Annotated in this window: 22 protein-coding genes; 13 read left to right on the top strand and 9 right to left on the bottom strand. The window is 65.7% G+C overall.

Features of this window, described 5'->3' with window-relative positions:
* Positions 1-11 precede the first annotated feature (11 nt).
* The 5 genes from LY284_RS31610 (at position 12) to LY284_RS31630 (ending at position 5,155) form a co-directional block, all read left to right on the top strand.
* Positions 12-1,223, top strand: coding sequence for a thiolase family protein (locus LY284_RS31610; protein WP_045460732.1), 1,212 nt, complete (start codon positions 12-14; stop codon positions 1,221-1,223).
* Between the two features lie 19 nt (positions 1,224-1,242).
* The gene (locus LY284_RS31615; protein WP_233390225.1) at positions 1,243-1,671 is read left to right on the top strand and encodes a Zn-ribbon domain-containing OB-fold protein; all 429 of its coding nucleotides are present in this window, start codon (positions 1,243-1,245) and stop codon (positions 1,669-1,671) included.
* 63 nt (positions 1,672-1,734) lie between these two features.
* A complete protein-coding gene (locus tag LY284_RS31620; RefSeq protein ID WP_233390228.1) occupies positions 1,735-2,988 on the top strand; it encodes a CaiB/BaiF CoA-transferase family protein in 1,254 nt (417 codons plus the stop codon).
* 1 nt (position 2,989) lies between these two features.
* Complete coding sequence (locus LY284_RS31625; RefSeq protein WP_233390231.1) at positions 2,990-4,138, top strand: CaiB/BaiF CoA-transferase family protein; 1,149 nt, start codon at positions 2,990-2,992, stop codon at positions 4,136-4,138.
* A gap of 87 nt (positions 4,139-4,225) precedes the next feature.
* Positions 4,226-5,155 carry a LysR family transcriptional regulator gene (locus LY284_RS31630; RefSeq protein WP_233390233.1) on the top strand — a complete coding sequence of 310 codons (930 nt, stop codon included), beginning with the start codon at positions 4,226-4,228 and terminating at the stop codon, positions 5,153-5,155.
* 74 nt (positions 5,156-5,229) lie between these two features.
* Here the strand turns inward: LY284_RS31630 and LY284_RS31635 are convergent, their stop codons facing one another.
* From LY284_RS31635 to LY284_RS31670, 8 genes are all read right to left on the bottom strand, one after another.
* Positions 5,230-6,708, bottom strand: a complete 1,479-nt coding sequence (locus LY284_RS31635) for an aldehyde dehydrogenase (RefSeq protein ID WP_233390235.1) — start codon at positions 6,706-6,708, stop codon at positions 5,230-5,232.
* Positions 6,709-6,732: 24 nt separating this feature from the next.
* Complete coding sequence (locus tag LY284_RS31640) at positions 6,733-8,355, bottom strand: GMC family oxidoreductase (protein WP_233390238.1); 1,623 nt, start codon at positions 8,353-8,355, stop codon at positions 6,733-6,735.
* An 11-nt stretch (positions 8,356-8,366) separates the two neighbouring features.
* Positions 8,367-9,653: an aromatic acid/H+ symport family MFS transporter gene (locus LY284_RS31645; protein WP_233390240.1), complete on the bottom strand. Its 1,287-nt coding sequence runs from the start codon at positions 9,651-9,653 to the stop codon at positions 8,367-8,369.
* A gap of 512 nt (positions 9,654-10,165) precedes the next feature.
* On the bottom strand, positions 10,166-11,347 hold the full coding sequence (locus LY284_RS31650) for a CaiB/BaiF CoA-transferase family protein (RefSeq protein ID WP_233390242.1): 1,182 nt from the start codon (positions 11,345-11,347) through the stop codon (positions 10,166-10,168).
* Between the two features lie 81 nt (positions 11,348-11,428).
* Positions 11,429-13,393: an AMP-binding protein gene (locus LY284_RS31655; protein WP_375294308.1), complete on the bottom strand. Its 1,965-nt coding sequence runs from the start codon at positions 13,391-13,393 to the stop codon at positions 11,429-11,431.
* Between the two features lie 16 nt (positions 13,394-13,409).
* Positions 13,410-14,615: an acetyl-CoA C-acetyltransferase gene (locus tag LY284_RS31660; RefSeq protein WP_233390244.1), complete on the bottom strand. Its 1,206-nt coding sequence runs from the start codon at positions 14,613-14,615 to the stop codon at positions 13,410-13,412.
* 92 nt (positions 14,616-14,707) lie between these two features.
* Complete coding sequence (locus LY284_RS31665) at positions 14,708-15,457, bottom strand: SDR family NAD(P)-dependent oxidoreductase (protein ID WP_233390246.1); 750 nt, start codon at positions 15,455-15,457, stop codon at positions 14,708-14,710.
* A gap of 24 nt (positions 15,458-15,481) precedes the next feature.
* Complete coding sequence (locus LY284_RS31670; protein ID WP_233390248.1) at positions 15,482-16,357, bottom strand: MaoC family dehydratase; 876 nt, start codon at positions 16,355-16,357, stop codon at positions 15,482-15,484.
* 242 nt (positions 16,358-16,599) lie between these two features.
* Between LY284_RS31670 and LY284_RS31675 the strand changes: the two genes are divergently transcribed.
* The 4 genes from LY284_RS31675 (at position 16,600) to LY284_RS31690 (ending at position 19,847) form a co-directional block, all read left to right on the top strand.
* On the top strand, positions 16,600-17,751 hold the full coding sequence (locus LY284_RS31675; RefSeq protein WP_014252351.1) for an acyl-CoA dehydrogenase family protein: 1,152 nt from the start codon (positions 16,600-16,602) through the stop codon (positions 17,749-17,751).
* Entirely contained in the window at positions 17,741-17,959 is a 219-nt protein-coding gene (locus tag LY284_RS31680; protein WP_233390250.1) for a hypothetical protein, read from the top strand. The genes LY284_RS31675 and LY284_RS31680 overlap by 11 nt, the downstream gene beginning before the upstream one ends.
* A 213-nt stretch (positions 17,960-18,172) precedes the next feature.
* Positions 18,173-19,051 carry an IclR family transcriptional regulator gene (locus tag LY284_RS31685; RefSeq protein ID WP_233390252.1) on the top strand — a complete coding sequence of 293 codons (879 nt, stop codon included), beginning with the start codon at positions 18,173-18,175 and terminating at the stop codon, positions 19,049-19,051.
* Positions 19,052-19,058: 7 nt separating this feature from the next.
* Positions 19,059-19,847, top strand: a complete 789-nt coding sequence (locus LY284_RS31690; RefSeq protein ID WP_233390253.1) for an IclR family transcriptional regulator — start codon at positions 19,059-19,061, stop codon at positions 19,845-19,847.
* A 2-nt stretch (positions 19,848-19,849) separates the two neighbouring features.
* Here the strand turns inward: LY284_RS31690 and LY284_RS31695 are convergent, their stop codons facing one another.
* Positions 19,850-21,127, bottom strand: coding sequence for an acetyl-CoA hydrolase/transferase family protein (locus tag LY284_RS31695; protein WP_233390255.1), 1,278 nt, complete (start codon positions 21,125-21,127; stop codon positions 19,850-19,852).
* 298 nt (positions 21,128-21,425) lie between these two features.
* Between LY284_RS31695 and LY284_RS31700 the strand changes: the two genes are divergently transcribed.
* The 4 genes from LY284_RS31700 (at position 21,426) to LY284_RS31715 (ending at position 25,582) form a co-directional block, all read left to right on the top strand.
* A complete protein-coding gene (locus LY284_RS31700) occupies positions 21,426-22,631 on the top strand; it encodes an iron-containing alcohol dehydrogenase (protein WP_233390257.1) in 1,206 nt (401 codons plus the stop codon).
* 47 nt (positions 22,632-22,678) lie between these two features.
* On the top strand, positions 22,679-23,431 hold the full coding sequence (locus LY284_RS31705; RefSeq protein WP_233390258.1) for an SDR family NAD(P)-dependent oxidoreductase: 753 nt from the start codon (positions 22,679-22,681) through the stop codon (positions 23,429-23,431).
* Between the two features lie 76 nt (positions 23,432-23,507).
* Positions 23,508-24,254, top strand: coding sequence for an SDR family NAD(P)-dependent oxidoreductase (locus tag LY284_RS31710; protein WP_233390260.1), 747 nt, complete (start codon positions 23,508-23,510; stop codon positions 24,252-24,254).
* 116 nt (positions 24,255-24,370) lie between these two features.
* Positions 24,371-25,582 carry an ABC transporter substrate-binding protein gene (locus tag LY284_RS31715; RefSeq protein WP_233390262.1) on the top strand — a complete coding sequence of 404 codons (1,212 nt, stop codon included), beginning with the start codon at positions 24,371-24,373 and terminating at the stop codon, positions 25,580-25,582.

A 25,582-nucleotide genomic window follows, 5' to 3' on the forward strand; every position in this document is an offset into this window, starting at 1 on the left:
GGAGCATTGCCATGACTCCTCGTCCGGTTGCGGCGATCATCGGCATGGGCGATGCGTATGCATCCCGCGCGAATCGCAAGGACCCATTGCAGTTGGCCGCGGAGGCGACGCTCAACGCGCTCGCCGATGCGGGCATCCGCAAAGACCAGGTCGACGCGGTGTTCACGGGCCGTTCGCCGTGGGCCGACAAGCGTTCCCAGTGGAGCAACATCTTCATCTCGCACATGCAGATGCCGGTGACGATCACGAGCGAACTGACGATGCACGGCGCAGGCCTGACATCGACGCTCGCGGTCGCGTCGCAGATGATCGCGGCCGGCCGCGCGGAGTACGTGGTGTGCCTGCAGAGCGACGCGACGGAGCTGTTCGTCGACGCGGTCGCGATGGGCGCGGAAGCCGACGCCGATCCCCAGTTCGAGATTCCCTACGGCCCGACGATTCCGGCACTCTATGCGCAAGCCGCGCAGCGCTACTTTCACGAGTTCGGCATCGCCGAAAGCGACCTCGCGGACGTCGCGATCGCGAACCAGCGCTGGGGCCGCCATCATCCGCACGCGGCGAAGGCGAAGTTCGGCGAGATCGACCGCGCGACGGTACTGTCGTCGCCGTATGTCGCAACGCCGCTACGCCGCTGGATGTGCTCGACGTGGGGCGGAGGAACGGGCGGTGCGCTCGTCGTGACGTCGCCTGAAAATGCGCGCGGCGCACGCGATCCCGTCTACCTGCTCGGTTACGGGTCGGCCACGACGCACGAATACCTGACTGACCGGATGAACATGCGCGCATGCCGGTTCGACAGCCTCGGCGCTTTCCCGAACCTCACGACCACGGCCACCGCCGAGGCGGCACGGCAGGCCTACGCGATGTCGGGCCTCGCGCCTTCCGACATCGACATGGCGCAGATTTCGGTGAACTTCGCGCACATGGGGCCGATCGTGATGGAGGATCTGGGCTTCGCGAAAAAAGGGCGTGGCATCGATCTCTATCGCGAAGGGCGCACGGGTGTCGACGGCGACCTTCCCACCGATACGAACGGCGGCTGGCTGTCGTTCGGGCAACCCGGCATCTCGTGCAACATGGACAGCATGGTCGAGGCGGTCAGGCAGTTGCGCGGGCAGCCGTTGGGGCTTGCGCCGGCGCGCCGCCCGCAAACCGTGCTGGTGCAGGGCGCGGGCGGGATGCTGGCCGCGGGCGCCGTGCTGCTCCTGTCGTCCGCAACGTGATTTTCGATCGAGACCTTCCATGACCGAAACGCATTCGCCGAATACACCGAATAGCTGGCCGCAGCCGTACCGGCTGCTCGACGCACAGCCCTACTGGGACGCGCTGGCCGAAGAAAAGCTGACGTTCCAGCGCTGCACCGCTTGCCACGAAGCCGTCTGGCCCGCCCATTCGTTCTGCACGCATTGCGGCGCGAAGTCGCTTGGCTGGACCGAGTCGTCCGGCCTTGGCGAGATCTATTCGCACAGCACGGTTGTGCGCGGCCCGACAGCCGTGTGGGCCGCTATCGCGCCGTACACGGTCGGCTTCGTCCGGATGGACGAGGGCTATTACCTGTTCACGCAGATCGACGCGCCGCCCGAAGCGATACGGATCGGCCAGCGCGTCGAAGTCCGCTTCGTGCAGCGCGGTGAACAGACGCTGCCGGTGTTCGTTCCTTCGACATCCTGAGAATCTCGCGCGGCGCGCCGCAAACGCGGCGGCCGCCCGGTCATCCATAAAAACGGAGGAGACATGGCCGGACCACTCGACGGTGTGCGCATACTCGACCTCACGTCGAATTTCATGGGCCCGTATGCATCGCTGTTGCTGGCGGACATGGGCGCCGACGTGTGCAAGATCGAATCGCGCGACGGCGACACCACGCGCAACATCGGACCCAGCCGGCATCCCGGTATGGGGCCCATCTTCCTGCATCTCAACCGCAACAAGCGCAGCCTCGTGCTGGACCTGAAGCACCCGGACGGCATCGCGACGCTCAAGCGCATGGCGCAAGCGGCCGACGTCCTGCTTTACAGCATGCGGCCGCACACCATGGCGAAGCTGGGCGTCGCCTACGAGGATGTGCGCGCGCTCAACCCCCGCATCATCTACTGCGGCGCATTCGGGTTCGGGCAAAACGGACCCTATGCCGCACGCCCGGCCTACGACGACCTGATTCAGGCCGCGGTCGGCATGCCGGTGCTGCAAAGCCGGAAGAACGGCCCGCCGGACTATGTCGCGACTGCGATCGCGGATCGCGTCGTCGGCATGGCGACCAGCAACGCGGTCGCGATGGCGCTGTACCGGCGCGAGAAGACCGGCGTCGGCCAGCAGGTATTCGTGCCGATGATGGAAACCTTCGCGCATTTCGTGCTTGGCGATCACCTGTACGGGCACACGTTCGTGCCGCCGCTCGGCGACTGGGGCTACGCGCGCATGATGAATCCGGATCGGCGTCCGTATCGCACGCGCGATGGCTATATCGGCGTGAACGTATACGCGGACCATCACTGGAAGCGCTTCTTCCTGCTGACCGGGCATGCGGAGATGGCCGACGATCCGCGCTTCAACAACATCGGCGGACGCACCGAGCACATCGCGCATCTGTACGCCTTTCTCGCGCGCGTGTTCGAGACGCGGACCACGGCCGAATGGGTGAGCGCGCTGACCGAAGCCGATATCCCGGCGATCGGGATGAATACGCCCGAAACGCTCATCGACGATCCGCACATGAGGGCGGTCGAATTTTTCGCGGAGCAGGATCATCCGTCCGAAGGGCGGATCCGCACGCTCGGCATTGCGCAGCAGTGGAGCGAAAGCGTGCCGGAACTGCGCCATCCGGCGCCACGGCTTGGCGAACATTCGGTGGCGCTGCTGACGGAGTATGGCTTTGGCCGTGCCGAAATCGACGCGATGCTGCGTTCCGGCGGCATCTACGCGCCCGATACCGATGCCGATACCGATGCCAAGCCGCAAACCGAGAAAGTACTGAATCAGGAGAATTGACATGTTGCGCGATCTGCCGCTGTCGGGTGTCGTTGTAGTCGAACTGAGCGACAGCGCGTCGGCGCCGTTCGCCGGAAGGATCCTGGCGGCGCTGGGTGCCGAGGTGTGGAAAGTCGAGCGCCCCACGGGCGACTCGGCACGCGGCTGGGGGCCGAGCGAATGGAAGGGCAGCGGCGCTGCGTATCACGGGCTCAATCGCGGCAAGCGCGCGATCTGCATCGACATCAAGGATCGCGAGCAGCTCGCGACGCTGCACCGGCTGATCGCGGAACACGCGGACGTGTTCCTGCACAACCTGCGACCGGGTTCGAGCGCGCAGTACGGACTCGACGCCGACAGCCTGCGCGTGACCAAGCCGGAGCTGGTCTATTGCGAAATCGGCGCATTCGGCCATCTCGGACCGATGAACACGCTGCCCGGCTACGATCCGCTGATGCAGGCGTTCTCGGGGATCATGAGCATTACCGGCGAGGACGGGCAGGCGCCGGTTCGCGCGGGCGTGTCGATCGTCGATTTCGGTTCGGGGTTGTGGGCGGCGGTCGGGATTCTGGCGGCGCTGTATCGCCGTCAGGTCAAGCATTGCGGCGCGACCGTCAACGGATCGCTGCTGGAAACGGCGCTGGCATGGATGACGGTCAACGTTGCGAACTACAGCGCCGATGGCGATACCGGCGGCCGGCACGGCTCGGGCGTCGCGTTCATCGTGCCGCATCGCGCCTATTCGGCGACCGACGGCCACCTGATCGTCAGCGCCGCGAACGACGCGCTGTTCGCGAAGCTGTGCGCGGCGCTCGGCCGTCCCGAGTGGGCGCTCGACGACCGGTTCGCGACCAATGCGGGGCGGCTCAAGAACCGCACGGAGATCGATCGCCTGATCGGCGAGCGCATGGCGACCGATTCCCGCGCCGCCTGGCAGGCGAAACTGCAGGCCGCCGGCGTGCCCGTGGCGCCGATCCAGACGACGGCGGAAGTGCTCGCGCATGCGCAGACGCATGCGCTCGGCATCATCGAAACGCCGTCGGACGACGAGATCGGGCTGGTCGGGCTGCCGCTGTCGTTCGACGGCAAGCGCGCGCCGCCTTTACACGCGGCTCGGGACATCGGCGCGGACAATCCGTCGCTCGACACGCTGCTCAATACGGGCCGCTGACGATGATGTACGATGGCTTCCGAACTCCAGTGTTGGACATCGGTCACGGGTTCCGACAACGTCATCAAGGCGTGCATGAGGGGAGACATGAGTACTTTCAATCGCCTGCATCTGATCCGGCAGGTCGATCTGCTCACGTTGAAGCTGTTCCTGTCGGCGGTCGAGGAACAGCAGATTGGCCTGGCGGCGATTCGCGAAAATGTGGCCGCATCGACGGCGACCAAGCGCATTCAGGAGCTCGAGGACGTTGCGGGAATCAAACTGCTCGAACGCGGCCCGAAGGGGGTCGTGCCGAGTCCCGCGGGCGCAGTCCTCGTCCGCTATATTCGCCGGATCTTCGACAATCTCGACGACATGCGCGCGGAGATCGCGTCGTTCACCGACGGCATGCGCGGCGAGCTGACGATCGCGTCGGCGCGATCGATCATCGTTCCGTTTCTCGCGCGTGAAATAGGCGACTTCCAGAGCGAATATCCGCTCGTCGATCTCGTCATCAGCGAGCTGGAGAATGCCGAGGTCGTGCAGGCGGTCGCGCGCGGCGAGGCCGACGTCGGCGTGTTCGCGGCGGCGCACAAGCTCGATCTCGGCGGTGTCGACGTGACGCCGTACCGGGAGGATCGGCTGATTGCCGTCGTTCCGCAGGGACACCCGTTCGCCGGGCGCGCGAGCGTCACCATTCAGGATCTGCTGTCGGAAAATCTGATCGTGGTCGGCGCGATGCTCGGCGCGATCCAGGCGGCCGCGCGCCGGCTCGGCAGAGAGTTCGAGCCGCGATACGGCGTCAGGAGCGCAGGCGTGGCCGTCAGCCTGGTGCAGGCCGGGCTCGGCGTGTCGGTTCAGCCGGAGTGCATGGTGAGCCATGAGCTGTTCAGCCGTGTGGCTGTGCTGGACCTGGCGGAGCCGTGGGCCGTCCGGCGCGTTCAGATCGCGACGGCACGCGGTCGCGAGTTGAACCCGATTGCGCGCGCGTTGATCGAGCAACTGCTCGATCAGCCGGGAGACACGCAGGCCGCGTGAGGGAGGGGCGGGTGGACGGCATGGCATGCTGCGGGCCGATCGCGTCGCCTCGGCCCGCGCGCTTTTGGCGTGTGTTATGCCAGCGGCTGGTCGAGCACGATGGTCTTCGATTCGACGAACGCATTCAGCCCTTCGACGCCGCCTTCGCGCCCAATACCGGATTGCTTGAATCCGCCGAAGCCGATCGAGAAGTCGGTGCGCGACGCGTTATGGCCGACGCTGCCGGTGCGCAGCCGCCGTGCCACATGCAGTGCACGCCCGGCGTCGGACGTAAACACCACGGCGTTCAGCCCGAAGATGGAATCGTTGGCGAGTTCGATCGCATGCGCTTCGCTGTCCGCGGCGATCACCGACAGCACCGGTCCGAAGATCTCTTCCTGCGCGATGGCCGCCCGGTTGTCGACATTCCCGAATACCGTCGGCTCGAAAAAGAAGCCGCGCGACAGGTGGCGCGGACGCGCACCGCCGGCCGCGAGCGTCGCACCTTCGGCGATGCCCTTGGCCACGTAGCGCTCGACGGTGTCGCGCTGGCGTGCGGTCGCAAGCGGACCGACCGTCGTGCTGTCGTCGAAGGGATCGCCGGGCACCATCGCCCGCGCGGCCGCGCTCAACGCTTCCACCATGGTGTCGTGCTTCGCGCGCGGAACGATGATGCGCGTCAGGCTGTGGCACACCTGCCCGGTCAGATAGCTGAAGTACGGTTGGCCGAGCGCCTGGGCCGCCGCGTCGATGTCGTAATCGTCGAGAACGAGCGCCGCCGATTTGCCGCCCAGTTCCAGCGTGACGCGCGCGATCCGGCCGGCCGCCGCCTCGCTGATGCTGCGGCCAGCCGATGTCGAGCCGGTAAAGGTGATCTTGTCGACTGCCGGATTGCGGACCATCGTTTCGGAAACGTCGCGGTCGGCCGTCAGGACGTTGACGACACCGGGCGGCAATCCGATCTCGTCACAGATCTGCGCGAACAGATACGCCGACGTCGGCGCTTCCGGCGACGGCTTGACGACGACCGTGCAACCCGCGAGCAGCGCCGGCGCGACCTTGTAGGCGAGCAGCGCGGCAGGCCCGTTCCAGGGAACGATCGCGAGTACCACGCCGGCCGGTTCCTTCACCGCGTAAGCCTGATGTCCGGTGGCTGAGCGGCGCGGTTCGACGAACGGATACGTCTCGGCCATCGCGGCGTACTGGCGAAACGCCGCGCCGAGAAACTGGCCGATGCGCGGTTTGGCGATCCGTTGAAGGATGCCCGATTCGATGCTCCAGCCGCGCGCGAACGCGTCGTTCGCCGCTTCCAGGCGTTGCGCGATCTTTTCCAGATAGACCGAGCGCTCGCCGGGCGTCATGCGCGGCCATGGCCCATGGTCGAAGGCGCGGCGCGCGGCGTCGATTGCGCGCGACGCGATGCCCGCATCGGCTCGTGCGACGTGCGCCGCGACGCGTTCCGTGCTGCAGTCGAGCACCTCGAAGGTGTCGGAGGAGGGCGCGGGCGTCCACTGGCCATCGATGTAGAAGGCGTCGGGATGCTTCAGCGGAATTGTTCGGTCGGTTGCTTGCATGAAAAGCCTTTCCTGGATGAGGAGTCAGATAGACACCGCGCGGGGCGGGGCGGCGTCCGCGCGGATCATGTCGGCGCCCTTTTCGCCGATCATGATGCAGGCCGCGTTGGTGTTGCCGGCCACGATCCGCGGCATGATGGACGCATCGACGACACGCAGCCTGCCGACGCCGTGCACGCGCAGCCGGGGATCGACGACGGCCGTTTCGTCGACGCCCATCCGGCACGTGCCGACCTGATGCCAGCCGCTGTTGCCGTTCGTCTTGAGATGCGCCAGCAGTTGCTCGTCGGTCGTGGCTGGTGCGCCCGGCACGAGTTCGTGAACGATCCGCGACGCGAGCGGTGCGGCTTCGGCAATGCGCCGCATCATCCGCAGGCCCGCAATCGAACGGCGAATGTCTCCCGCGTCGCTCAGGTAGTTCGGATGAAACGCGGGCGCTTGCAGCGGGTCGGACGACTTGAGCGCCATATGGCCGCGCGAGTCGGGTGTCAGCAGAACCATCGATCCGCCGATGGCCGGAAAATCATCGACGACCGGCGCGCCCGACGCGTCGAACTTGAAGGTCATCGGACTCACCGTGAGTTGCAGGTCCGCTTCGGGGCGTCCGGGCTCGCTGCGCGCATAGGCCGTCACGGGGGCCGCGCCGATCGCGAGATAACCGCCGCGCGTGAGCAGATAGCGCACGCCCTCCAGATACTTCCGCAGCCCGCGCAGACGGTGGTTGTACGAGCTTCCCGGCGAGACGCGCCACGCGAACGAGCCGAACCAGTGATCCTGCAGGTTGCGGCCCACGCCGGGAGCGTCGACGGTCGCGGCGATGCCGTGCCGGCGCAGTTCCGCCGCATCGCCGATGCCCGACAGCATCAGCAGGTGGGGCGAGGCGAGGGCGCCGCCCGACAGGATCACCTCTCGCGTGGCGGCAATCATGCGCCGCTCGCCGCGTTCGAGCACCTCGATGCCGGTCGCCTCGCCGGCTTCCAGCGCCACGCGCGTCACGCGCACGCCCGTGCGCACGGTCAGGTTGCCACGATGGCGCACGGGCTCGATGAACGCGTTATACGAGGTGTGGCGGCGGCCGTTGCGAATCGTGTATTGGCGATACGCGACGCCTTCGTGCGGCGGTCCGTTGAGATCCTCGCTGCGGCGAATGCCGATCTGCTGCGCGGCGGCGATGAAGTCGTCGGCGGTCGGGTGCGTGATCGCGGCGTCGCTCACGTGCAGCGGACCCCGGGCGCCGTGATAGTCGTTCGCGCCGCGCTGATTCGTCTCCGATCGGACAAAGTAGGGCAGCACCTCGGTCCAGCTCCAGCCAGGGTTGCCGAGCGCGGCCCAGTGGTCGAAGTCGCCCGGCTGGCCGCGCATGTAGATCATTCCGTTGATCGAGCTGCTGCCGCCGAGTCCCTTGCCGCGCGGCCAGTACACGGTGCGCCCGCCGAGCGTCGGAACGGGCTCGGTATCGAACGCCCAGTTGAACCGCCTGTCCATGAACAGCTTGCCGCCGCCCGCAGGCGTGCGCACCCAGAAGTTGTTCATGTCCGGACCGGCTTCGACGAGCAGCACGCGAGCGGCGGGATCTTCGGACAGGCGGCTCGCCACCACACAGCCCGACGAGCCCGCGCCCACCACGATGTAGTCGTAGATTTCCATCGAAGCGGCTCTTATTGCGTCTTCGGAATCAACGGCACGATCGTCGCCGCAATGACGGCGGGGATCGCGAACGCATAGAAGTTCCAGTGCAGCCCGAGGTTGGATCCGACGATCCAGCCGCCGATCATCGGTCCCAGAATCGAGCCGAAGCGCCCGATGGCCTGCGCGCCGCCAAGCGCGGACCCTCTGCACGCTGCCGGGAAGTGCGCGGCGATGTAGCCGTAGATCAGGCTGCTGGTGCCGATCGAACCGAGCCCGGCGCCGAACACGGCGAGCATCAGCCATGCGAAATCGAGCTTCTGACTCAGCGCGATCAGCGACAGTCCGCCGATGACGAGAAACGGAAGCATCACATGTCTCGATCCGAGGCGGTCCGCCAGCCACGCGCCGCCTAGCATGCCCACGACGGCGCCCAGCTGCATCACCAGCAGGAACTGCAGCGACGAACCGAGCGGATAGCCGGCCGAGCGCATCAACTGGGGCAGCCACGCATTGAGCCCGTAGATGATGAGCTGAACACAGAACGTCATGAACGCGAGCAGCAGCGCGGTCGCGCGAAATTCGCGAGAGAGCACCAGTTGATATCCGCTTTTCGCTCGCACGCCGTCGAGCGGCGCGCGCTGCGCGTGCTTGTCGCGCAGGATCTGGTCGAAATCGAGCGAATACCGGGTTGCGAGCTTGCGTGCCTCGTCGAGCCGGCCACGATCGACGAGAAAGTCCACGGACTCGGGAAGGAAGAAGTACATCACCGGAAGGATCAGTGCATAGAACGCGCCGAGCGCGTACAAGAGGCGCCACCCATGCTCGTGAAGCAATGCGATGGCGAGCAATGCGGACACGATGCCGCCCACCGAATAGCCGGTCAGGGTCAGCGCGTTGTAGAGCTGGCGCCGGGACTTGGGCGCGTACTCGACCGACAGCGCGACCGCCGAAGGCACGACGCCGCCCATGCCGATTCCGGTGATGAAGCGCGCTGCGCCCAGGAACGTCGGCGAGGTCGCGAGCGCGCAGACGATCGAACCCACGGAGAACCAGAGGACACCCGCCATGAGCAGGCGGCGCCGTCCGATGCTGTCGGTCAGCGGGCCTGCCGCGGCCAGCCCGACCATCAGGCCGACCAGCGTCCAGCTTCCGATCATGCCCGCGCCGGCGGGGCTGAGATGCCAGCCGGGTTCATTCAGCAGATGCGGAACGGTCGTCCCGTACACGATCAGATCGTAGCCGTCGGCCACGAGGGTCAGAAAACAGAGAAGGATAACGAATAGACTGCTGCGGACCGGCGGCGTTGCTTGACTCACGTTGTCTCCTTACCTTTGTTGTGCAGGTCTTATAGCCGGGCAGATCGTCGGGAGATGCGACGGGCGCGACGAACCTGCTCGCGATTCCGCTGTTGCTCGTCGACGGGCTGGGCCCGGCTCTTTGAAGTGTGTCGATTACAGCCACGCAAACTCTTGCACTCGCGGACGAATCTGTCGTCGTTCCCGGCTACTGCCTGTACGGGGAATTCGAAGCGAATCCGATTCGTCACGACTAGAGTAAGAGCATGTCCACGGCAAGCCAATTGAGCGTTTCCGAAGTCTCGATTCGACGGTGACGAATCTGTCCGGCACGCGCCAGCCGGCTTCCGGTTGGCAAGAGAGTGGGCGTCGCGGCGCCCTGTGTGGAGGAGGGGGTTTTTGATGTATGTACGGAAGGGAGATGCCGGGACGCTTGATCCAGTCAGATTGCATCTTCCAATGCACTCCGAAGTTTCGGTGCGTTCGAACGCTTCAGCACCACGCCGTTGATGCCGCCTGGCGCATGAACCCCGTCACACGATCTTGCGCGACCGCAAATCGGCGACCATCTGGGCATCGAGTCCGAGCCCGGCCAGAATCTCCTCGGTGTGCTCGCCCGTCAGCGGCGGCCGGGTATGGATTTCCGGCGGCGTGCGTGACAGCGAGACGGGCGTGGCGAAGATCGGCACCTTCTTCGGCGCGCCGGGATAGTCCATCCAGCGAATCACATCGGCGGCCTTGATGGTGTCGTCCTCCAGCACCTGGCGCGGCGAGTTGACAGGGCTCGCCGGAATGCGGGCCGTTTCCAGTGCGCTGAGCGCCTCGGCCTGCGTCTTGTCCGCACACCATCGGCTCATGAGGTCGCTCAGGATCTCGCCATTCTCGCCACGTAGCGTGTCGTCGGCAAAACGCGGATCGTCGAGCAGTTCCGGCTGGCCGATCAGTTGAGTCCAGCGCTTGAACATCGGCCGTCCGATGACCTGGGTGATGAACCATCCGTCCTTCGCCTTGAAGATGTCGGACGGCGCATAACCCGACGCGCGATTCAGCGTGGCCTGGCGGTCCAGGCCGAGCAAGGCTTCCTCGATCAGCGCGCCGCTTGCCATGTTCAGGCCCGTGCACAGCAGCGAGGCGGTGACTTCCTGACCCATGCCGCTGCGCTGACGTTCGTAGAGCGCCAGCATGACCCCGAGCGCGCAGGAAAACGCCGTGGCGAAGTCCACCACGGGCACCATGGCCTTTTGCGGCCGGTCGGGCGTGCCCGCGATGTAGACCGCGCCGCTCAGGGCCTGGCCGACGCCGTCGAAGCCCACGCGGTCGCGCACGGCCTCGCTGTTGCCGAACGCGTTGGAGGCGACGAGGATGATGTCGCTTTTGATCTCGCAAAGGCTTTCGTAATCCAGCCCCAGGCTCTTGAGCGTGCGGGGCGGCATGTTGGCGATCACCACATCGGCATCGGCCACCAGCTTGCGCACGATGTCGCGCCCCTCGGGACTATCGAGGTCGAGCGTCATCGAGCGCTTGTTGCGGTTGACCTGCAGGAACAGCGCGCCTTCGCCCTGTTCGGTCACGGGCACGATGAAGCGGTCTTCGCCGCCGCCGACGCGGTCGATGCGGATGACGTCGGCGCCATAGTCGGCCAGCAGCGCCGAACAGAACGGCCCGGCGATGAAGCGTCCGAAATCGAGGACCTTGATGCCTTCGAGTACTTTCATGTCTTGTTCACGTTGTCGATCAGGTAGCAGTTCCGATTGCGCCTCGCACGCGCACACATCGTTGGATGTCCGGACGGTGAGTCAACCGGAGCTCGCAGCCGAGCGCACTTCGTCGAGCGCGGCGGGATTGTCGAGCGACGACAGATCGCCGGGCGGCAAGCCGCAATACACGCTGCGGATCACGCGCCGCATGATCTTGAAACTGCGCGTCTTCGGCAGTTGCGCGACGACATGCACGCAGCCCGGCCGGAACGGCCGCCCGAGGCGCTTGTCGACATGAGCCGAGACGATCGACGTCAACTCCGCGGCCACGACGCTCGCGTCGGGCTTCGGCACGACGAAGACGACGAGCTTCTGCCCCTTGTCGGCATCCGCCACGCCGATGGCAGCCGCTTCGGATACGTCGGCCAGTTCCAGCACGACTTCCTCCACTTCGGCCGGTCCCAGGCGCTTGCCGGCGACCTTGAGCGTGTCGTCGGAGCGTCCCATCATGAAGTAGTTGCCCTCGGGCGTGCGCAGCGCCAGGTCGCCATGCACCCAGATTCCGGGAATGGTCTGCCAGTATGTTTCCAGATAGCGCTCGTCGTCCCGCCAGAACGAGTGCGTCATGCCGACGAAGGGCGCTCGCATGGCCAGTTCGCCCACAACGCCCGTCACGCTTTCGCCCTCGGCATTCACCACGTCCGCCGCGACGCCGGGCGAGACCGTGTTGAAGCCGCTCGGCGGAATCGGACGGATCGGCACGCTGGCGAGCAACGCGCCGGAAGCCTCCGTGCCGCCCGTGTAGTTGATGACGGGCGCCGTGCCGTCGCCGAAGCGCTGCAGGAACCAGTTGAAGTGCTCCGGCGCGATGCCTTCGCCCGCCGTGATCAGCAAGCGCACTGTCGAGCGGTCGCCCGCCAGCGCCAGCGCTTCGTGGCTCGCCATGCCGCGAATCAGCGTGGGCGCCGAACCGAAATGCGTGATCCGGTGCCGTTCGACCACGCGCGACATGCGCGACCAGTCGGGATAATCGGGCGCGCCGTCGTAGCACACGAGCGTCGCGCCGCGCAGCAGCGCGCAGCCGAGCACCAGCGTGCCCGCGATCCAGCCCATGTCGGCCGGCCAGCAGTAGACATCGCCGGGATGCACGTCGAAATGAACCAGTGAGTCGTGCGCGACCTTGATCGGGAAACTGCCGTGCGTGTGCACCACGCCTTTGGGCTTGCCCGTGGTGCCGGAGGTGTAGATCACCATGAAGGCCGTGTCGGGCGTGACGGTGACGGCGTCCGTGCCTCGGCCCCGCGCGGCGACCGAGGTTTCCTGCCAGTCCAGGTCGCGTTCGTCCTGCGCCGTTTCGCCCTCGGCGCGCTTCCAGACCACATGTTCGAGCAGCGGCAACTGGCGCCATGCGTCGCGCAGCGCGCCTTCCACGTTCACGCGCTTGGTGCGGCGCGCGAAGCCCGTGGACGCGATCACGAAACGCGCCTCGGCGGCCGACAGGCGCGCGACGATCGCATCGACGCCGAAGCCGCTGAAGAGCGGCACGACCAGCGCGCCCAGATGCACGATGGCCAGAAGCGAGATGGTCGCCTCGACGCCGTTTTCCATCAGCAGGCCGATGCGGTCGCCTTCTTTGACACCGTGGCTCGCGAGGCCCGCCGCGAAATCGCGCACGCGCTGCTCCAGTTCCGCATAGGTCAGCGCGCTCACGCTGCCGTCCTCGCGTTCGGCCACCACCGCCTTTTGCTGTGCCGTGGCGGGACGACGCGCCCACGCATAGATCGTGTTGACCCAGTTGAGCCGGCCGCCGGGGAACCAGCTCGGAAACTGCGGGCCGCGCGAGAGGTCCGCGTAGCCGGTGGGCGGCACATCCCACGCGATCGCGCATTCGCGCATCACGGTTTGCCAGTAGCGCTCCGGCTCCGCGATCGACACGCGCATCAGTTCGTCATACGAACGCACGTCGAGCGCGCGCATCAGCTTGACGATGCCGGCGTTCTGCAGTTCGCGCTCGCCCGGCTGCCAGATGTGACCGGACGCGTGACCAGATTCCAGGTTGCTCATGATCGGTCTCCTGCCTTCAGGCGCGTTCGAAAATCATCGCGATGCCCTGGCCGCCGCCGATGCACATCGTCTCCAGGCCATAGCGGGCCTCGCGGCGCTGCATTTCGTGCAGCAGCGTGCTCATGATGCGCACGCCCGTCGCCCCCACGGGATGGCCCAGCGAGATGCCCGAGCCGTTCACGTTGAGCCTGTCTTCCAGCGCGTCCATGGTACTGCCCCAGCCCTTGACGCAGGCCAGCGCCTGACACGCGAAGGCCTCGTTGAGCTCGATCAGGTCCATCTGGTCGAACGTCAGCCCGGTGCGCGCCAGCACCTTCCGCACGGCGGGCACGGGGCCGATGCCCATGCGCGCCGGATCGCAGCCCGCGGCAGCCCAGCCGACCAGCCAGCCCATCGGGGTGAGACCCAGCTCGTCGAGCTTGTCCTCGGCCACGATCAGGCAGGCAGCCGCGGCGTCGTTCTGCTGGCAGGCGTTGCCCGCGGTGACGACACCTTCCTTCATGATGCTGCGCAGTTTGGCGAGACTTTCGGGCGTCGTCTCGCCACGCACGCCTTCGTCCTGCTTCACGATCAGTGCATCGCCCTTGCGCTGCGGCACGGGGACGGCAACGATCTCGGCATCGAAATGCCCGGCTTGCTGCGCGGCGGCGGCGCGCCGATGGCTGCGCGCGGCGAAGCGGTCGGATGCCTCGCGCGTGATGTCGTACTCGCGCGCCAGCGTCTCCGCCGTCTCGATCATGCCGCTGATGCGGCCGAAGCGGCTTTCCGGCTGCGAGCGCTCGCGGCCGCGGTCGAGCCGGTCGTGCATCGTGACCGAACCTGCGCGCTTGCCCCAGCGCATGTCGGTCGTATAGAACTCGACGTTGCTCATGCTCTCGACGCCGCCGGCCATCACGACGTCGGCCGCGCCGGTCTGCACCATCATCGCCGCCGTGGCCAGCGCCTGCACGCCGCCACCGCAGCGCCGGTCGAGCTGCATGCCCGCCACTTCGATGGGAAAGCCCGCCTGCAGCGCGACCCAGCGCCCGGTGCACGGCGTCTCGCCGCTGGCATAGCTCTGCGCGAAGACGACGTCATCGATGCGCGCGGGATCCAGATCGGTACGCTCCACGACGGCGCGCGCGACCGTGGCGCCGAGTTCCTCGACGGGTACGCCCTTCAACGCTCCGCCGAACGCGCCCACGGGGGAGCGCAGCGGGGAGACGATGGCTGCTCGTTTCATTTCGAATGCCTCTTCAATGTCATCAATCCTGCACCGCCAGCGCTCGCCTGTCGCGCGCTGGCGGCTATCGTTCCTGTTCTATCGTGGCGCGATCAGCCGTAGCGTCCGCCCGTGACGTGCAGCACTTCGCCGCTGATAAAGCCCGCGCGCTCGCTGGCGAGGAAGGCCACCGCGTCCGCGATGTCGTCCGGGCGTCCGACGCGCTTGATCGGCTGGGCGGCCACGGCGCGCTCCCTGATCGTTTCGTAGGTCGGCAGCGCCTGCACCATTTCCGTTTCCATGAAGCCGGGCGCGACGCAGTTCGAGGTGATGCCGTAGCGGCCTTCCTCCATGGACAGCGCCTTTGCCATGCCGATCAGCCCCGCCTTGGCAGCCGAATAGTTCGCCTGCGTGGGGTTGCCGAGATACGCGCGCGAGCTGATGTTGATGAGCCGTCCCCAGCCCTGTTCGATGAAATGCGGCATGACGGCCCGGGCGGCCAGAAAGGCGCCCTTGAGCATGACGTTCATCACGAAATCCCAGTCGTCCGCGCTCATCTTCACGAGGTACTTGTCGCGCGGCGCACCGGCGTTGTTGACCAGAACGTGCACGCCGCCGAAATGGGCGACCGTGTCATCCACGAGGCGCTGGACGTCGGCTTCGCGCGTGATGTCGCCCACGACGCAGTGCGCGGCCAGTCCTTCGTCCCGCAGCGCCTTCGCGGTGGCTTGCGCCAGTTCGGCGTTGATGTCGGTGATGACGACCTTCGCGCCTTCCTGCGCGAGACGCCGCGCCGTGGCGGCGCCTAGCCCGCGCGCCGAACCGGTGACGATCGCGACCTTGCCGGTCAAACCCAGATCCATGTGTCTCTCCTGAGAAAATATTGATCAGCGCAGATCGACCCGCGCATTGTTCAGAACCACTGCATTGCGTTCGACGGCGGTCACGCGCAGCGACACCGTGCTGCCGCGCATCCACATCTCGGTACGCAGCGTGTCTCCGGGCCAAGCGGGCGCCGTGAAGCGCACGCGCATGCCCGCGAAGCGCGCGTCGTCGTAATCGAGCACGGTGCGCAGCACCGCATGGGCGGCTACGCCCATCAGGGCCATGCCGTGCAGAATGGGGCGCGCAAAGCCCGCCGCGGCGGCCACGGCGGGGTCGGCATGCAGCGGATTCAGGTCGCCGCTCAGGCGGTAGATCAGCGCAAGCTGCTCGGGTGTCGCGAGATCGCACACGTGATCGGGCGCGCCGTCGGGCATCGCGTGGGGCGCGGGCGGCGCACCCGTGCTGCCGCCTGCACCGAAGCCGCCGTCGCCGCGCAACAGGCTCAGTTGCACGACAGTCGCCAGCGGGCGGCCCGTTTGCGCGTCGGCGATCTCGCGCGTCTGCTGCAGGAACGCGCCCTTGCCGGGGCCCTTGTCCCACAGCCCGGTGATGCGCGTCGTGCCGTTGATGCGTCCGCTGGCCGGCAACGGTGCGTGGATCCTGATTTCCTGCTCGGCGTGCAGGATCTTTTGCCAGGTGATGCCCGTGTCCGCTTCGCGCGCCCAGAAACCGGGGTAGGCGAGCACGTTCGCCATCGTCGGCAACGCGCGCAGCGACTGACCGTCACTGCCTTCGTAGACATAACGCAATTGCCCTGCGTCGAGCGGATCGGCGCCGAGGCCGAGACCGAGGGCATAGACCTGGCTATCGCGCAGCGAGTAAGCCTGCTCGATGGAGGGAAACGGACGGTTCAACAAGTAATCGGCGCGGAGCGGCATGGCGAACGTGGCATCGTTTGATTCGAGTTCGTACGATGGGTCCGCACCGCCCGCCGGTCAACGGAAGCGCGACCATTGTTCCGTACCTTGGTAGACGCCCTGCCAGTCCCGGAAGTCGGCGCCCGTGCCCGTCTTGCGGGGACGATTCCATCTTCCGGAACGTTTTCGCCAATGAGGTTGTTCCGGATGGGCGGCCCGGCGCAGCATCCTGTCGTGTTCTTCAATCTTTCAAGCGTACCGACATGATTCGCGATCAAGAAACGCTCAACGGCCTGCTCGACTCCATCGCCCGATTCGTGCGCGAGCGCCTCGTGCCCAACGAGGACCTGGTGGCCGAAACCGACGAGATTCCGGACGATATCGTCGCCGACATGAAGGCGATGGGCCTCTTCGGTCTCACCATTCCCGAGCGCTTCGGCGGCCTCGAACTGACGATGGAAGAGGAAGTGCTCGCGGTGTTCGAGCTGTGCCGCGCTTCGCCGGTCTTCCGTTCGCTGCTGGGGACCACTGTGGGCATCGGTTCGCAGGGCATCCTGTTCGACGGTACGCCCGAGCAACAGGAGAAATACCTGCCACGCTTAGCCACCGGCGAGCTGATCGCCTCCTTTGCGCTGACCGAGCCGGAAGCCGGCTCCGATGCGGCCTCGCTTCGCACGACGGCGATCAGGGACGGCGACGACTACGTGGTCAACGGCACCAAGCGCTTCATCACGAATGCGCCCCACGCGGGCATCTTCACGCTCATGGCCCGGACCAATCCAGAAGACAAAGGCTCGGGCGGCATTTCGGCATTCATCGTCGACGCGAAGACGCCGGGCTTAAGCTTCGGCAAGCGCGACAAGAAGATGGGGCAGAAGGGCGCGCATACCTGCGACGTGATCTTCGACAACGTGCGCGTGCCGGCTGCCAACCTGATCGGCGGGAAGGAAGGGCAAGGCTTCAAGACCGCGATGAAGGTCCTGGACAAGGGCCGCATCCATATCGCCGCGGTGTGTGTGGCCGTGGCCGAACGCATGTTGTCGATGGCCTTGTCGTACGCGGTGGAGCGCACGCAGTTCGGCAAGCCGATCGCCGATTTCCAGCTCGTGCAAGCCATGCTGGCCGACAGCAAGTCCGAAATCTATGCGGCCCGCTGCATGGTGGTGGACGCCGCGCGCCGCCGCGACGACAAGCTGCCGGTGAGCACCGAGGCGTCCTGCGCCAAGCTGTTCGCGTCCGAAATGTGCGGCCGCGTGGCGGACCGCGCCGTGCAGATTTTCGGCGGCGCGGGCTACATGGCCGAGTATGGCATCGAGCGCTTCTACCGCGATGTGCGGCTGTTCCGCATCTATGAAGGCACGACGCAGATTCAGCAACTGGTGATCGCCCGCGCCATGATTCGCGATGCTCAATAACGCCGAGAGAGAGGATGCAATGACGGACTCCAGCAAACGCTGTAATGAACAGCGTGCCGTGGATGAACAGACGATCGGCGCCGGACCATCGGCGGTCGGAGCGGATTCGAGCGGTGCACGGCGCGATAACCTCAACTGGGCTTGGACAAGCGGCGCTGGCCACTACGACTGGATGGATCACGCGCCGCTCTTTCATCATCGCGACTGACGTCGGCGCGCTACTGTTCCGTACTTCGACCAGCCCGACACGCGCGCCTCGAAAGCGAATTCGCCGGGAAAACCCCGAGTTTTCCGACCGAGCTGCCATTGCCGGCCCGGTCGCGATTCCAGAGTACGGAACGCGGCTACGCTTTGATTTGACTCGTTTGCGCCTCGCTCGTGTAATGCAAGGCATCGGAGGGACGAGACAATGGAGCTATCGATGTCGCTGCAGGCAAATCAGACAGCGCTGCGTTCGTCAGCGCATCAAGACGCGAGCCGGTACGACGCGTCGATCGTAGAGATCGGAGACAGCGAGCCTGCCGAGGGCGCGCACGCGTCGCCGGGCATGGTCGCTCCGCTGGCGCGAAGTCTGGCGATACTGGCGGCGTTTCCACCGCACGAGGCCTGGCTCGGCAACCAGGAGCTCATGATCGGAACGGGCATCCCGGCACCGACGGTTTCGCGGATCGCGCGCTCGCTCGTCGCACTCGGGTATCTGCATTATTCACCGGAGCGCCGCAAGTATCGGCTCGCCGCACCCGTGCTGTCGCTCGGTTATGCGGCGACGGCCCATTCCAACGTGCAACTGCTCGCACGACTCGAAATGCAGGCGTTCGCGACCGGAAGCGAAACCTACGTGATGCTCGGCTCGCGGGACCGTCTCGACGTGATCGTGCTCGGAACGTGTGTGAGCAAACCCGCATCGGTCGATCTCAAGCTGTATGCGGGCACGCGCCTGCGCATCGCATCGTCGCCGATGGGCTGGGCCTTGCTCGCGGCATTGCCGGAGCTCGAACGCTTCTATCTGCTCGGCAATATCGAGCGCAAGGCGGGACGCGACTGGCCCGGGCTGCGCCGCCGTATCTGCCAGGGCATCTCGCAGGTGCATAACGTCGGCTATTGCATGTCGATCGGCGAATGGGAGCCGGACCTGACGATTATCTCCGTGCCGCTGGTGGTGCAGGACCAGACGCCGCTCGTACTCTCGTGCATCGGGCGCAGTGCCCGGCTCGGGCGTGCACGGGTCGAACGGGAACTCGGGCCGCGGCTGGTTGCGGCCGCGCAGCGCTTGCAGGAGCAGGCGGGCGTCATCGACTGAAACGAACATGGACAAGACCGACATGCACAAAGGTGTAACGCTGACCGTCGAACGCGGACTCGAAGTGCTCCATGCGTTTCGTGCGACCCGCGCCCCGTTATCGAACGCGGAACTCGTGCGCCGCACGGGTCTGCCGAAGGCCACGGTATCCCGGCTGACGACGACCCTGATCTCGATCGGCTATCTGCGCAGGGTGGGCGGCGGACGCCAGTTCGAACTCAGCGCGGGCGCACTGAGCATGGGGCACGCCTACCTGGAGGCCAATCCTGTCACGCGGCTGGTCGCGCCCGTCATGCAGCAGCTTGCCGACAAGCTGAACCTGTCGGTTGCGCTGGCGGTGCCGCATCGGCTCGACATGGTGTATATCGCGTGGCGGGCGAGTGCGACCATCGCCACGCTGCGCCTCGGCGTCGGTTCGCTTCTGCCGATGGCATCGACAGCGGTGGGACGCGCCTATCTGTATGCGCTGCCGGACGCGGAGCGCGAACCGTTGATTGCCGAGTTGCTCGAAGCGGCCGGAGACGATGCGGGAACGGTACGCGCGAATCTCGATGCCGCATTCGGCGATCTGAAGGAATCGGGCGTATGCATGTCGGTAGGCGAGTATCAGCGCAACGCGTTTGGCATTGCATTGCCGATCGTGGTCGGCCGAACCCGCACGCTGATGGCGCTCAACTGCGGCGCGGTGGAACTGGAGCCAGACATGACGGCCATCCGCCGGCGCGTGGCGCCCGCATTGAAGGCCGCGGCGCTGACGCTGTCCAGTGTGCTGAACGACATCGACTGCGAGCCTTGACCTCAACGGCCCGTATGACACTCGCGCTCCAGCCGTTCGCGGTGGTCCGGATGCGCGACGGCAATGATCTTCGGAATGCGCTCGGCGATCGACAGGCCGCGCAGATCGGCAATCCCGTATTCGGTGACGATCACGCATGCGTCGCTTCGCGGCACCGTTACGGGCCCCGATACGCGCGTGACGATACGGCTGTGCCGGCCGGCGGTCGACGGTAACGCAACCACGGGCACGCCCCCCCGACTAGCCTGCGCCGCACGCAGAAAATCGCCGACGCCGCCCACCGCACCGACATACGTGTCGCCGATCGCTTCGGCGTTGACCTGGCCCGTGAGGTCCACCTCCACCGCCGAATTGATCGCGACGAAGCGATCGATCCGGCGCAGCACGTCGGGATCGTGCGTGTATTCCGTGCCGCGCAACTGGATCGAAGGATTGCGGTGCGCGAAACGGCGCGTGCGCGCTGAGCCCATGATGACCCCGCCGATGGTGATGCCGGTATCGATCGTCTTTAGCGCATTCGTCACGACGCCCGCCTCGCACAACGCTGCGACACCATCGCCGATACTGCCGGTGTGCACGCCGAGATCGCGTCTGTCTCGCAGTTGCGCCATCACCGCGTCCGGAATCGAGCCGATCCCCGTCTGCAGCGTCGCGCCGTCTTCCACCAGCGAAGCGACATGCCGTCCGATCATCTGCTCCACGGGTCCGGCCTCAGCCGCCGGAGTGTCGGGGAACGACGCGTCCGACGCCATCAGCAGATCGATGTCGGCTTGCTGGAGATACGGGCCGCCGTAGGTCCACGGCACGTCGGGATGGACTTCCGCGACGATCGCGCGTGCGTGTTTGACCGCTTCGACCAGATACTCGCGTGCGAGCCCGAGGCTGTATCGGCCATGTTCATCCGGAGGCGATACCTGCAGCATCACGACGTCGATCCGCAGGCGGCCGCTGCGAATCAGTTCCGGAAGCTGGGAGTAGTGCACCGGAAGAATGTCGAGCACGCCCGCGCGCGCGAGCTTGCGATTGGTGCCGCTGCCGCAATAGGCGAGGAAATCGAAGGCGTCGGCATGTTCGGGGCTGAGTACGTCGGCAAGACCGATACCCAGAAAGAGGCGGACCCGCTTCAGATGCTCCCGTTGAGCGACGAGCGCGCGCATGAGCGTCACCGGCTCTGCATGCGACTGACCCCACATCACGGTATCGCCTGGACGAATGAGTGCGCAGAGTTCCCGGCAGTCGCCGGGGCGATGGACATTGATCGCGGATTCAGTGTGGTTCATGCGTAGAAGAATTCAGTTGCAACGTTAAGCGATCCTGTGCGCTGGCCGTGAACGCGTCAACGCGCGGCCGGGCGTTGTTCCGCGCGTCGAAACTTCCTTTGGCGCGCCGTCTCGCGCAGGCTCGCGAACGACACGCGGTTTCAAAGTACGGTAGAGGATCTCAGGCCCGATTGACGGTGCGATGTGTGCGCTCGATCATCGGCAGCACGAAGACAGGAATGCAGGGAACGAATCGCTCGTTCCGCCGGGTAGGTTTCACCCCCGGTCCCTGAGGCTGCGTCGAGGAGACGGAATATCGATGGAACTTGCACGAACGGGAACGCATGGCCAGTTCATCCGGCCCGCAGTCGATGAAGTCCGGTTCGGCGCGGGATGCATCGACCAGTTGGCGCAACTGCTGGAACGCGATGGCATTCGCCGGGCAGTCGTCGTCACCGGAAAGACGCTTGCGAACACGCCCGCGCTGCTCGATGCCGTGATATCGGCCACGGGCGGGCGTTGCGCCGGGGTGTTCTGCGAGACGCAGCCGCATGTGCCGCGCGAAACCGCCATCGCAGCCGCCGAATGCCTGCGCGAGAAGGCAGCCGACGCGGTGATCAGTTTCGGCGGCAGCACGCAGAGCGACACGGCCAAGGGCGCGGTGTGGGCGCTCGCAGATGACCTGCGTGCAGCCGCGGATTTCGAACCGTGCGCGATCCGCTTCGACTATCCATCGACCCGCATCGTGCCGCCGATGCAAGGCGTGGCCCTGCCGATCTACGCGGTACCCACGACGCTTTCGGCGGGCGAGTTCACCGATATCGCCGGCTTGTCGAATACGGCTCAAGGCGAGAAAGACCTGTATCGGGACCGCAAACTCGGTGCGCGCGCCGTTCTTCTCGACCCGGAACTGACGCTGAACACGCCTGAATGGCTATGGCTGTCCTCCGGCATCAAGGCTGTCGATCATTGTGTCGAGGCGTGGTTCTCGATCACCGCGCAACCGATGGTCGATGCGCTGGCCATCGAAGGGCTGGCCGCGCTCATGCGCTGGTTGCCCGTTACCCGCCGCAATCCCGAAGACCTGGAGGCGCGCATGCACTGTCAGATCGCCGCCTGGCTTTCGGTGTCCGGGCTGGCGAATGTCAGCCTGGGTCTTAGTCATGGCTTGGGGCATCAACTGGGTGGCCGCTGCAAGGTCGCGCATGGCCATACGTCCTGCGTGCTGTTGCCGCAGGTCGTTCGCTTCAACGCCGAGGCCACCGCTGAGCGCCGCGCGCTGCTGTGCCGCCGTCTCGAAGCCATGCTGGAACAGCCCTTCGAAGCCGGCGCGTTCGAGGATGCGCTGCGTGGGCTGATCGCCGATGAACTCGGGTTGCCGTCCCGGTTACGCGACTTGAGCGTCGCCCGTGAGGATCTGCCTTTTGTCGCACGCGCCGCATTGCGGGACCCGATCGTGGCAACCAATCCCAGGCCGATCCGCTCGGCCGACGAAGTGATGGCCGTGCTGGATGCGGCGTGGTGATGCGCGTTGCGGAACGATCGACATCGGGTTTTTTAGGGAGACTTGAAATGGGAAGGTTGGACGGCAAGGTCGCGTTCGTGACCGGCGCTGGGGGCGGCATCGGAACTGAAATCTGCAAGAACTTCATCGCCGAGGGCGCACGGGTGCTGGCGGGCGATGTTCACCTGAATCTCGCGGAAGCAGCGGCCGACGCCAGCGGAGGCGGGGACAAGATCATTCCGGTCAGGCTCGACGTGACCGACAAACAGAATGTGTGCGACGGCCTCGCACGAGCGGCGCAGGCATTCGGACACATCGACATCCTTTGCAATGCCGCGGGCGGCTCCACGCCGGATGACGCCCGCGTGACCGATGCGCCGGAAGACGAGTTCTGGCGGGCCATCAAGCTCGATCTGTTCGGCACGTTCCTCGTGTGCAAATACGGCATCCCGTATCTGCAGCAAGCGGGCGGCGGCTCGATCATCAATTTTTCCTCGATGGTTGCGCTGATGGCGCTGAGCGACCGCGACTGCTACACGGCCGCGAAGGGCGGCGTCCATGCACTGACGCGTTCGATGGCGCTGGAATATGCCGCGTCCCGCATTCGTGTGAACGCGATCGCGCCCGGCCTGACGCTTTCCGAACGCGTGCGGCATCTGGTAGGCGAGCGCGAGGAACTGCGCAAGCTGGCGGACCAGTGTCTCTTGGGGCCCTGCGAGCCTGCCGACATGGCGCATGTGGCGGTCTATCTGGCTTCGGACGAGTCGCGTCGCACGACGGGACAGACGATTCCCGTGGACAGCGGCGTCACGATCTATTGACCGGATTTCGCGTTCCGGCAGGCAAGGGCGCAGCGCAGGGGACGGGCGTCTCGCGATGCTTATAAAAGGACATTCGATGAGCAAGGGAACCGCAATCGTTACAGGAGGCGCCGGCACACTCGGTCTGGCGATTTCTCGCGGTCTCAGGGACGACGGCTGGAACGTCGTCATCCTCGACCGGCCGGAGTCGCTCGCGGACTTCGCACCGCCCGAAGGCATTCGGGCAGATGCGCTGGACGTGACCGACTTCGATGCCTGCCGCGCCTATTTTTCCGCGCTGACGGAACTGTCGGTGCTGGTCAACAATGCCGGGATGGCCAGGCTTTCACCGGTGCGCGAGATCTCGCTCGCGCACTGGGATGAAGTGCTGAAACTCAACCTGACCGCGCCGCTAGTCCTGACTCAACTGGCGACCGGTCTCCTCGCGCGCAGCGGTCGCGGCGCGATCGTCAACATCGCGTCGATAGCGGGGATTCGCGCCGGGTTCGGGCGGGTCGCCTATGGCGCTTCGAAGGCCGGCATCATCCAGTTGACGCGCCAGACGGCGCTGGAATACGCGCCTTTGGGGGTGCGCTGCAACGCGGTCGCGCCCGGCCCGGTCGAGAGCGCCATGTTACGCGAGCAGCTTTCGAAGGAAGACTTCGCCGAGTACCTCGACGATATCCCCTTTAATCGCATGGCCGAGCCTGATGAAGTCGCCGATGCGGTTGCGTATCTCGCATCTGAAAAGTCCCGCTACATCACCGGGCAATGTCTGGCGGTCGATGGCGGATTCCTGGCGGCGGGCGCCGGCGTCAGGAAAGCGCACCAACTGGCCAGTTGATGCACGGCGGGTATTCACACTTTCCAAGTACGGAACGCACCAGGAACCGATGTTGCGGCGGACGAACCGCCAACATAGATTGACTCGAAATTCAAACTAGATCAGGAGACGGAGAAATGTTGAAACCAGTCGTTGCAATCGCTGCTTGTCTATTATTCGGCATACTAACGAACGCCGCCGCTCAGACATCCGACAAGACAGTCAAGGTCGGCGTTCTTACCGACATGTCCAGTACCTACGCCGACTTGTCAGGCAAGGGATCGGTGCTTGCCGCGAAGATGGCCGTCGAGGATTTCGGCTCGAAGGTGCTCGGCAACCCGATCGAACTGGTGTCCGGAGACCATCAGCAAAAGGCGGATGTCGCCGCGTCGCTCGCGCGTGAATGGTACGAGCGCCAGGGCGTCGACGTCATCGTCGATCTGCCGAATTCGGGCATCGCCCTTGCCGTCCAGAATATCGCGAAGAACCTCGGCCGCATTTCCATCATCTCGTCCGGATCGGCCGACGTGGCGACGAACAAGGAGTGCTCGCCGACCGGTGCGATGTGGACCTACGACAACTACTCGTCCGGACGGGTCCTGACATCGGAGGTGAAGCCGGGATCGACCTGGTTCTTCCTGACGGTGGACTCGGTGGGCGGCACGTTGTTGCAAAAGTCCGCCGAATCGTTCATTCAGGCGGCGCAGGGCAAGGTGGTGGGGACCGTGCGGTTCCCGTCGAATGCAGCCGACATGTCGTCGTTCCTGCTGAAGGCGCAGGCGTCGAAGGCGCAATACATCGCGATGGCGGGCGCCGGCACCGATACCGTCAAGCTCGTGCATCAGGCGCGCGAGTTCGGCGTTACCGACGGCGGACAGAAGCTCGTGGGGCTCGTCGTGTTCCTGACCGACCTGAAGGCGATGGGGCTGGAGGACGCCCAGGGCCTCACGTATTCAACCGGTTTCTTCCCGAACCAGAGTCCCGAAGCGCTCGCATGGTCCAAGCGGTTCCAGGCGCGCAACAACGGCGCGATGCCGAACGACAGTCAGGCAGGCGTCTATTCCGCGGTGCTGCATTACCTGAAGGCCGTGCAGGCCGCGAACTCGAAAGACGCGAAGACGGTGATGGCCAGGATGCGCGACATGCCGGTCAACGACATGTTCGCCAGAAACGGCAAGTTGCGCGAGGACGGCCGCATGGTGCACGACATGTATCTCGTGCAGGTGAAAAAGCCGTCCGAGTCGAGCAATCCGTGGGACCTGCTCCAACTGGTTCGCGTCGTGCCGGGCGATCAGGCCTTCCGTCCGCTTTCCAAAAGCGAATGTCCGCTGCTCAGCCAGAACAAGTGA

The organism is Caballeronia sp. PC1 (genome assembly GCF_021353155.1).
GTDB lineage: Bacteria > Pseudomonadota > Gammaproteobacteria > Burkholderiales > Burkholderiaceae > Caballeronia > Caballeronia cordobensis.

Bases quoted from the DNA above. Each gene is read 5' to 3' on its own strand.
- LY284_RS31610 (WP_045460732.1), top strand. From the start codon at position 12: ATGACTCCTCGTCCGGTTGCGGCGATCATCGGCATGGGCGATGCGTAT.
- LY284_RS31615 (WP_233390225.1), top strand. From the start codon at position 1,243: ATGACCGAAACGCATTCGCCGAATACACCGAATAGCTGGCCGCAGCCG.
- LY284_RS31620 (WP_233390228.1), top strand. From the start codon at position 1,735: ATGGCCGGACCACTCGACGGTGTGCGCATACTCGACCTCACGTCGAAT.
- LY284_RS31625 (WP_233390231.1), top strand. From the start codon at position 2,990: ATGTTGCGCGATCTGCCGCTGTCGGGTGTCGTTGTAGTCGAACTGAGC.
- LY284_RS31630 (WP_233390233.1), top strand. From the start codon at position 4,226: ATGAGTACTTTCAATCGCCTGCATCTGATCCGGCAGGTCGATCTGCTC.
- LY284_RS31635 (WP_233390235.1), bottom strand. From the start codon at position 6,708: ATGCAAGCAACCGACCGAACAATTCCGCTGAAGCATCCCGACGCCTTC.
- LY284_RS31640 (WP_233390238.1), bottom strand. From the start codon at position 8,355: ATGGAAATCTACGACTACATCGTGGTGGGCGCGGGCTCGTCGGGCTGT.
- LY284_RS31650 (WP_233390242.1), bottom strand. From the start codon at position 11,347: ATGAAAGTACTCGAAGGCATCAAGGTCCTCGATTTCGGACGCTTCATC.
- LY284_RS31655 (WP_375294308.1), bottom strand. From the start codon at position 13,393: ATGAGCAACCTGGAATCTGGTCACGCGTCCGGTCACATCTGGCAGCCG.
- LY284_RS31660 (WP_233390244.1), bottom strand. From the start codon at position 14,615: ATGAAACGAGCAGCCATCGTCTCCCCGCTGCGCTCCCCCGTGGGCGCG.
- LY284_RS31665 (WP_233390246.1), bottom strand. From the start codon at position 15,457: ATGGATCTGGGTTTGACCGGCAAGGTCGCGATCGTCACCGGTTCGGCG.
- LY284_RS31670 (WP_233390248.1), bottom strand. From the start codon at position 16,357: ATGCCGCTCCGCGCCGATTACTTGTTGAACCGTCCGTTTCCCTCCATC.
- LY284_RS31675 (WP_014252351.1), top strand. From the start codon at position 16,600: ATGATTCGCGATCAAGAAACGCTCAACGGCCTGCTCGACTCCATCGCC.
- LY284_RS31680 (WP_233390250.1), top strand. From the start codon at position 17,741: ATGCTCAATAACGCCGAGAGAGAGGATGCAATGACGGACTCCAGCAAA.
- LY284_RS31685 (WP_233390252.1), top strand. From the start codon at position 18,173: ATGTCGCTGCAGGCAAATCAGACAGCGCTGCGTTCGTCAGCGCATCAA.
- LY284_RS31690 (WP_233390253.1), top strand. From the start codon at position 19,059: ATGGACAAGACCGACATGCACAAAGGTGTAACGCTGACCGTCGAACGC.
- LY284_RS31695 (WP_233390255.1), bottom strand. From the start codon at position 21,127: ATGAACCACACTGAATCCGCGATCAATGTCCATCGCCCCGGCGACTGC.
- LY284_RS31700 (WP_233390257.1), top strand. From the start codon at position 21,426: ATGGAACTTGCACGAACGGGAACGCATGGCCAGTTCATCCGGCCCGCA.
- LY284_RS31705 (WP_233390258.1), top strand. From the start codon at position 22,679: ATGGGAAGGTTGGACGGCAAGGTCGCGTTCGTGACCGGCGCTGGGGGC.
- LY284_RS31710 (WP_233390260.1), top strand. From the start codon at position 23,508: ATGAGCAAGGGAACCGCAATCGTTACAGGAGGCGCCGGCACACTCGGT.
- LY284_RS31715 (WP_233390262.1), top strand. From the start codon at position 24,371: ATGTTGAAACCAGTCGTTGCAATCGCTGCTTGTCTATTATTCGGCATA.